This window comes from Chitinophaga sp., from assembly GCF_036569125.1.
Classification (GTDB): Bacteria; Bacteroidota; Bacteroidia; order Chitinophagales; family Chitinophagaceae; genus Chitinophaga.
In genome coordinates this window covers 1-8,742 of the sequence record NZ_DATCRF010000239.1, presented here as the reverse complement: position 1 = coordinate 8,742, position 8,742 = coordinate 1, and the positions used below count along the sequence as shown (strand labels likewise).

Sequence of the window (8,742 nt, the reverse complement as noted above, 5' to 3'; positions counted from 1 at the left end):
ATGTTGTTCCACTCCTGCACCTTACCATCCGGCCAGGTTACTTTAACGGCAGTAACCGTGTCTGCAGTACCCAAACCAAAGTGCGCTACATTTTCTACGGATGAGAGATAGCCGCGGTAAATGGTGTTTTCGTATACCTGTTGCTGTTGGTCACCTGCCCTCACCTGTACCCAGGCGCCCTGGCCCATGCGGTTGCCCGGAGGGCCTTTGAACTGTACGCGTAACCAGTGCGCGGCATGGGGCTGCCGGTTGCTATGGTTTTCATATACCATAGCTACGTCGTTTATATTATTGACCACATAATCCAGGTCGCCATCTCCATCCAGGTCCGCATAGGCAGCGCCATTGGAGAAGGTGGGTGTTTCCATGCCCCACTGTTTGGTAACATTGGAAAAAGTAAGATCGCCGTTATTCCGGAAGGCATAGTTGGGCACTTTTACCCGGGGCAGCTGCTCCAGCATAAATTCTGTTGAAGCATAAGGCGTAGCGGTGGCGCGGAAGGATACAAAATCGTGATCCGTAATATCCCGCGGAAAGCCGTTGGTGATCACAATATCCCGGTAACCATCGTTATCAAAGTCCGTTACCATGGGTGTCCAGCTCCAGTCTGTGGCTGCAATGCCGGCCATAAAACCAATATCGCTGAAAGCTACAGCGGGTATACTGTCTTTACCGGGTACACTACCCCGGTTCAGCTGCAGCATATTGCGCGGGTACTGGTATTCGTAGCCGAATTGATCGTTGTTGATGTAAGTGAAATAGTTGTTGGCATTCATCATCATTTTCCGGCGCAGGTTGGTTTCCGGCAGCATATCCAGGCTGATGATGTCGGCCAGGCCATCGTTATTAATATCGTTAACATCCGTACCCATGGCGGAATAGGCGGTATGTTTCAGGCAGGTGGCGGAACGGTCTGTAAAGGTGCCGTTATGATTGTTGATGTACAGAATATCGTTAGAGAGGTAATCGTTGGCTACATAAATATCCTTCCAGCCATCGCGGTTAATGTCTGTAATGTTTATGCCCAGGCCATAGCCTTCTATGAGGATCCCTGCCTGTTTGGATACGTTGGTGAAGTAAGCATGATGCAGGGAATCATTCCAGTCGTTCCGGTACAGGCGGTCGGTATTCAGGCTGCTGCCGTCCAGGTGGCGGGGTTTGTATTTGCTGGGAAAGTGTGCGGAATCTATCTGGTTGGTTAGTACATACAGGTCCAGATCCCCATCATTATCATAATCAAAGAAGGCGCCCATAATGGAGTAGCCGGCATCGTTAATGCCGTATTCCCGTGCCATTTCCTTAAATACCGGCGTGCCGCTTTTATCCAGGCCCTGGTTCACGAACAGCATGTTCTGCCGGCTGGCGCTGTCTTTTTTCATGGCGGCGCACACGTAAAGGTCGGGCCAGCCGTCGTTATTAATATCAATTACGGATACGCCGGTATTCCAGCGGCCGGGCACATTTATGTTTGCTTTGGCTGTAATATCCTTAAAATGCATGCTGCCTGTATTGAGGTACAGGCGGTTGGGCACCATGTTGCCGGTAAAGAACACATCGGGCCTGCCATCTTTATTAAAATCGGCTATGGCCACGCCGCCACCGTTATAGATGTATTCAAAGTTCAGCACATTCAGGCTGTCACTTTCTGCTATGGTGTTTGCAAAATCAATCCCGGAGCGGGATGCGGTTATTTGCTCAAACAAGACAGGTGTATGCGTACAGGCTACAGTAAATAGTAACATCCACATGCACCAGCCTAAGTGTTCAGGCGCTTTCATTGTCCGTTGCAATTTGTTCTCTTGTAATGCGTGTTGTAGGTATCTGTTGTTGTGGTATTTCTTCTATAAACCAGGGGGAAATAAAAGAGAGGCACAAGTGCCTCTCCTTCCGCCATTCTAAAACCTGATCAATAATCAGGATTCTGTTCCAGAGCGGAGACCCCATTGGTCGCGCTCAAATCAATTTGCCGCTGCGGTATCGGGTAATAAGTATTTTTCGGTTCAGTGAACTTAACGCCTTTTAACAGGCTCATTATTGTTGTTTCGTATGCAATATAAGCATTTAAAGTGGAACTTGCCTCTCCCCAGCGCACTAAATCAAAAAATCTGTGGCCTTCCATTCCAAATTCCAGCTTCCTTTCAAAGTGAACTGCTTTACGGGCCGCATTTTTATCGGTCCAGGGGGTTGCATACTCATTTATTACATAGTTAGCAGCGGGTGCAGTACCGGCAGCATTTTTTACCCAGCCGTTCGTGTTGGCCGCACGCTCACGGATAAGGTTCACATATTCCCGGGCTTTTTCCAGGGAGCCGATCTCCACCTCACATTCTGCCGCCCACAGAATTACATCTGCATAGCGTATGAGGATGTAGTTAATGGCGGTGAGGCCATTGGTCCAGGAGGAACCATCTGTAAGCACCTTTTCCTGTGATTTGTAATACACGTTCTTTTTAGGTGAATAAGGGCCCCCGTTAGACTGGTCGCGGATCCAGGAGATGCCGGGATGTGCGCCCCAGTCGAGGTAGGGAATACCCCTGCGGCCTACTGTCCAGTCCAGGCGCGGATCCAGCGGACCAGCATCCGGGGTAAAGGCGGCATCGGCAGCTACGCCCATATCGCTTTTTACCGGGTTGGCATTGTAGGTACCATCCAGCAAAGGCAGGCCGCCTGCGGTGCGGAAAGAGTTCACCAGCTCCTGTGTGGGCTGGAAAAATCCGCAGCAGCCGCCGGGGGCTCCTTTATCGGAGTAAGGGAAATTCAGGATCTGATCGGGATTGGAGTTGTTACCTGCACCGCCGTCATTTACAGACGCCTGTACAGCAAATATGGATTCCGGGCCGTTCTTGGTATCTGCATTATAATTATCCTGGTAGCGGGCAGCCAGGGCATATTTTACACCCTTGGGATTTGTGCCGCTTGCTATAATACTTTCCAGCAGTGGTTTGGCTTCTGCATACTTTTTCTCAAACATATAGGCTTTGGCCAGGAAAGCGGCGGCTGCCCATTTATTGGCGCGGCCTACCTGCGCCATTGTTGCCGGCAGGCTGTCATAAGCGGCCTTCAGGTCGGCTTCTATTTTAGGCCAGGCATCTTCCGTATTGGATACTTTGTAGTTGTTGGCTACATAGTCAATTGTTTCATCTACATAAGGGATGTTGTTCCACATCTTCTTAGCTTCCAGGTGATAAAAACCACGCAGAAAGCGGGTCTCTGCCCGTATACGGCCGCGGTCCGCGTCGGATACATCGGCCTTTGCCAGGGCTTTTAATACGTTATTGGTACGGGCTACCCCGTCGTAAACGGCTTTCCATTTTACATTAAAAAAGTCGTTGGTAGATAATGCCTCATATCTTTCAATGGGGTTTATATCTGCCTGGTCGCCGGCGTTGGAGCCTTTATGCGCATCGCCACCGGCAATACTGCCGTATACCCAGTTGGTACAGGAAGCCTGCCAGTTAAACCCGTTGTAGTTGCCATCCAGCACCGCATAGGCGCCTATGAGCAGCTCTTCCACGCCTTTTTTGGTAGCTACATCTGCATCGCCCAGCTGCCCGATGGGATCCCGTGAGAGGAAAGATTTTTTGCATGCATATAACCCCACTGCTATTCCTCCGGCCAGCAACATGCCTATGATGATCTTATTTTTCATGTGGAAATTTTTTGTGCTTTGAGTTACCACCTGGAACCGGGCCTGCTGCTTTAAGGCAATTGCCCGGTTGCAGGTGTATTTTTATATTCTATCGTTACCTGTTAGAAAATGGCGTTTAAACCCAGGATAAACTGGCGTGTAAGCGGATAGTTACCATAGTCAACCCCGAAGTTGGTATCCACGCCGCTTACAGCAGGGTCCAGGCCTTTGTAACCGGTAATGGTGAACAGGTTAACGGCCTGTACATATATCTTCAGCTTTTCCATACCAATGGTGCGGATCGTGGATGCGGGCAGCGTATAGCTCAGCTGCACGTTGCGGGCCCGCAGGTAAGCGCCGTTCTCCATGTAATAAGAGTTAGGCTGGGTATTGGTGCTGAAGTTGGATACATCCTCAAAAATGGGTACGTTGGTGCCTTTGTTCTCAGGCGTCCAGGAATCGCGTACACGGCCGCTGATAGCCTGCCCCGGGAAAGAGGGGAAGAAGTCGGTGAACCAGCGGGTGTAGTTAATTACCTTGGCGCCGGTTACAGCGTAGAGGAACACGTTAAAGTCAAACCCTTTGTAACCGATGGTGATATCCAGGCCGGAAGTCACGCGGGGATTGGGATCGCCAAAGAAGGTACGGTCATTGGCCGTGATCTTTTTATCACCATCCACATCCCGGTACTTGAAACGGCCGGGGGCAGCGCCATCCTGTGCAGCGCTGTTCTTTACATCATTATCATCCTGGAAAAGGCCTACCACATCATAGCCAAAGAAAGCGGAAATGGGTTGCCCTACGGCATTACGGGTGAAAGTACCGATACGGGATGAACCAAAGCTGTTGCCATCAAAGTAGTCAACCCCTTCGGCCAGCTTGGTGATCTTGTTCTTATATGTTGTTAAGGTTAAATTGGCTTCGTAACGCCAGTTCTTGGCAAAGTTGCCGCGTTTAATGAGCTGCATGTCTATGCCTTTGTTGCTCATACTGGCTACGTTAATGGTAGGATAGGTTACCTGACCTACAGTACCGGGCAGTTCCGGGTTAAAGAGCAGATTGCTGGTCTTTTTATTATAGATGTCAAATATGAAGTCTAATGTGTTGTTGAACAAAGTTGCATCCAAGCCTACGTTGGTGGTGATGTTGGTTTCCCAACGGCCTTCGGGGTTACCGATCCTGGCTTTGTTAATACCTTCAAAGGTGGCGGTGCTGGCGCCGTCTATGGCGTAAGCGGAGAAGGAGGAGCTGGCGGCGTACAGGTTGTACTGGTTGTTCAGATCTATACGCTGGTTACCCATTTTACCCCAGCCACCGCGGAGCTTTAATTCATTGATCCAGGAAACGCCTTTCAGGAACTCTTCCTGGCTAACGCGCCAGCCGGCGGAAACAGCCGGGAAGGTACCATAACGGTTGGCGATACCGAAGTTGGAGGAGCCATCCCTTCTAAGCACGGCGCTGATCAGGTAACGGTCCATCAGGGTATAATCCACCTTACCGAAGATGGAGAAGATATCATTACCGGGGCTGCCTTCACTGCCTACAGTACGGCCGGATGACTGGGTACCGGTAAGGGTGCGGTAGTTCACCACATTGGTAAAGGGGTTGAGGCCTGTACCATTCATATCACGGCCGGCGCCATCACGGATGGCTTCTATACCTACCAGGGCTTTAATATTATTTATGCCAAAGGTATGCTCATAGCGCATGGTGTTGGTCCAGGTCCAGCTGTAGCCATAACCAGAACTTTCATACAGCTGATCACTGCCTATGTTCTCAGAATTCTCATAGGTGCGGGAGGTGATACCGTTTGCATAAAAGCTAAACAGGCCGCCTCCAAAGCTGCTGCGGAAGGTGAGGTCTTTTAAAAGGTCTGCCTCAGCATATACGTTACCGAAAAGACCGAAGGCATGGCCTTTATTATCTTTTGAACGGGTTTGGTTGGCTACCGGGTTGCTGGGGTTATTAAACCCTTTGGCTGCCGTACCGGCCCAGCCGCCAAATTCATCATGTACAGGTATGAGCGGGTTCATACGGTAAGCCAGGGATATGGCGTTACCCTCATTCAGGTTGGTGAGCTGCGGGTTATCGCGGAAGGTGATCTGAATGTTTTCCCCGATGCGCACCCGGTTCTTGATAGAAAACTCAGAGTTGGCGCGGATGGAGTAACGTTTCAGGTAAGTGCTGAGCACTACCCCTTCCTGGTTATAATACCCGAAACCTGCGTAGAAGCGGGAATTCTCACTACCGCCTGACAGGCCTACTGCATGCTGCTGGATGGGCGCTGTGCGGGTAATTGCATCATACCAGTCCGTTCCGGCTTTGTTAGCTTTTACGATCTGGTAAATATCGCCTTTATTAAAGTCTACATTGTATTTACTGGGGTCAATGGCCGGGTCTCCTGCAAATACACCGGTTTTGCCACCTGCCAGGATATAGTCCGGCAGCACCGGGTTTACGCCGGTACCGTACTGGGGGTGGGTAGGGTTGCCATTGGCTTCTACCTTACCGGCATTACGTTCAGCTATCCAGGTCCATTTGGCGGTTTCTTCCGGGTTCAGGATATCAAAACCTTTACCGGGTGTTTGCCAGCCGTAGGAACCATCGTAGGTTACCTGGATCTTACCATCATTACGGCGGCTGCCATGTTTGGTGGTGATCACAATTACGCCTGCGGAGGCACGGGCGCCGTAAATGGAGGCGGAACCGGCATCTTTCAGTACAGTAGTGGTTTCAATATCAAAACTGTTAAGGTTTTCGATACTGAAGGTGGGCACCCCATCCACAATGTACAAGGGTTCATTACCGGCAAAAGAGGCAAAGCCCCTGATGCGCACCAGGCTGGTGGTACCAGGCTGGCCGGATGACAATACTGTTAAACCGGCTACGCGGCCCTGCAACTGCTGTTCTGCATTACCGGCCGGTACGGCTACCAGCTCTTTTGCTTTTACGGTGGATACAGCGCCAATGATGTCTTTACGCTGCTGGGTGGTGTAACCTGTTACCACCAGCTCATTGAGCGCGCTGGCAGAGGTTTCCAGGTTAATGTTGTAAACGGAGCCTGGCCCTACGGTGAGCTCCTGTGGTTTGTACCCTACGAAAGAAACTACCAGTGTTGCGTTTTCAGGTACCGTTAATGAAAAGGCACCGCTCACATCTGTGACGGTGCCAGTGCTGGTACCTTTCACCTGAACGGTTGCACCCGTAACAGGTTCATTGTTTTCTGCAGTAATTTTCCCGGAAATTTTCTTGGTTTGGGCAAAGGTGCTGTTGACGCACAGTAGTAATAGCATGCAACAGCACCCTGCCACCAGGTTGTGGTAGATTTTTTTCATAACGTGGCTTTATAAAGACTTAATAGTGTGTAATTATGTGATTATCTTTTAGAAAGATTTTGGTCTTTTTAAGTTAACGTGGTAAAAAAGCTTTGTTCGCATACGTAGATAACAAGTCCTGGCTAAATAGATTTTGGTTGTACGGTTATTTCTTACTTATCATTGCTCGTTTGCCTGACCAATTTATAACTTTATTTTAACATTTACAAGTGTTTATTTAACGTTTTTGAAAAAAATTTAGCTGAATGCCAACACACTGTATAAAATAAGCGTATTTCATATAAACATTTATAATTTGTGTTAAAAAGCTATATATCATGAAAGTGTTCATGAAAATATTCAACATACTATTTTGCCTGGTTTTTATTGTATTTGCCGGTTTACAATATAACGACCCGGACCCTTATGTGTGGATGCCTATTTACCTGTATGCTGCCGTGCTGTGTGCGCTGGCGGCGCGTAAACAGTATTACCGGGGCGCCTACCTGGCGGGGGTATTTGTATACCTGGCCTATGCGGTATACCTGTTCTTCGACAAATACGGGGTAATGGACTGGGCGGTACACCACCATGCGGAGAATATTGCAGAAACCATGAAGGCCACCAAACCCTGGATCGAGGAAACCCGGGAGTTCTTTGGCCTGTTCATTCTGATCATTGTACTGGTGATCGATTATACCTATGCCAGCCAACGCTCGCTGAAAAAGCAAAGGAAGCAGATGATGAAGATCACGAAGCGGTAGGAAATATGTAGGGTTTTATGTAGGGGGGAGGAGTTGCGCAGCAATGTCGCAGCAATTACGGGGCCTTTTTAGGAGGGAAGGGTACCAGTTGCACCCGAATATTCCGTGCACATTTTGGTACCTGACATGAACCTCACTAGGGATTCACATGGGAAAAACATGGGATTTATTAGGGAAACTCATGAGAAACACATGGGAAAGACATGAGAAAACGTAGAGATCTAATAATACCGCCCTATCAGCTTATTCTCCACAATGGCCTTACGCAGCTCCAGCATGTTCACTGCACCCTGATGCCGGTACACGATGTTACCGCCGGGCTCAACCAATACAGTGTATGGCAAAGCGCCCTGCCAGTTGGGATCTACGGCTTCTATGAGCTGGTACTTATCGCTGCCCGAGTACAGGTAATTCTTATTGGAGGCCTGCAGCTTTTTGAGCTGGGCCAGGGCTTTGCTCATTTTCTCGGGGCTGTCAGTGGTTATGGTAATAAATTCAAAATCCCGTTCCCGGTACATACGGTCGGTATCTATAAAGCCGGGTAACTCCTGTATGCAGGGGCCGCACCAGGTGGCCCAGATATTAATGAGGCGCAGCTTATCGCCCTTATTCTTTAATAATTCTTTGATGCCGGCGGCATCCAGGGTATCCAGGCTTACAGGACGCTGGGCCCATTCCTTATACAGCTGGGCGTTATACTCATCTTTCCAGGCCCATTTAATAGAGCAGCCAAAGGTTTTCTGCACCGGTGTTTTCACTTCCCCGTGGTGCAGCACTGCATCAATAGCCCCGCGGATATCTTCCGCCTGGCCGGTGCCGGGTTTTTCCTTACTATCCAGGCGGCCGGTGTAGCGCAGCTTGCGGCCTTCATCAAAAACAAAGGCATGGGGCGTGGCTACCGGTCCGTAGGCCAGGGCTACCTTCTGATCATCGCCATCATATAAATACGGGAAGTTAAATGCGTGTTGTTTGGCGCGGAGCTGCATTTCCTCATAGGTATCTCCCATTTCTGTATACCCCAGCTCACCCAGGTTCA

At 49.6% G+C, this 8,742-nt stretch carries 5 protein-coding genes; 1 reads left to right on the top strand and 4 read right to left on the bottom strand.

The features are described 5' to 3' along the window. The 3 genes from VIM87_RS08510 to VIM87_RS08500 form a co-directional block, all read right to left on the bottom strand. On the bottom strand, window positions 1-1,778 hold a 1,778-nt coding region (locus tag VIM87_RS08510), incomplete at its 3' end, for a CRTAC1 family protein (protein WP_331996570.1). A gap of 128 nt (window positions 1,779-1,906) precedes the next feature. Beyond that, on the bottom strand, window positions 1,907-3,649 hold the full coding sequence (locus VIM87_RS08505) for a RagB/SusD family nutrient uptake outer membrane protein (RefSeq protein ID WP_331996569.1): 1,743 nt from the start codon (window positions 3,647-3,649) through the stop codon (window positions 1,907-1,909). 101 nt (window positions 3,650-3,750) lie between these two features. Next, window positions 3,751-6,963, bottom strand: a complete 3,213-nt coding sequence (locus tag VIM87_RS08500) for a TonB-dependent receptor (RefSeq protein ID WP_331996568.1) — start codon at window positions 6,961-6,963, stop codon at window positions 3,751-3,753. Window positions 6,964-7,280: 317 nt separating this feature from the next. Between VIM87_RS08500 and VIM87_RS08495 the strand changes: the two genes are divergently transcribed. Beyond that, complete coding sequence (locus VIM87_RS08495; protein WP_331996567.1) at window positions 7,281-7,706, top strand: transmembrane 220 family protein; 426 nt, start codon at window positions 7,281-7,283, stop codon at window positions 7,704-7,706. Window positions 7,707-7,927: 221 nt separating this feature from the next. Here VIM87_RS08495 and VIM87_RS08490 read toward each other — a convergent pair. Then, window positions 7,928-8,742 (bottom strand): TlpA family protein disulfide reductase (locus tag VIM87_RS08490; protein WP_331996566.1); only part of this gene is annotated, 815 nt, incomplete at its 5' end.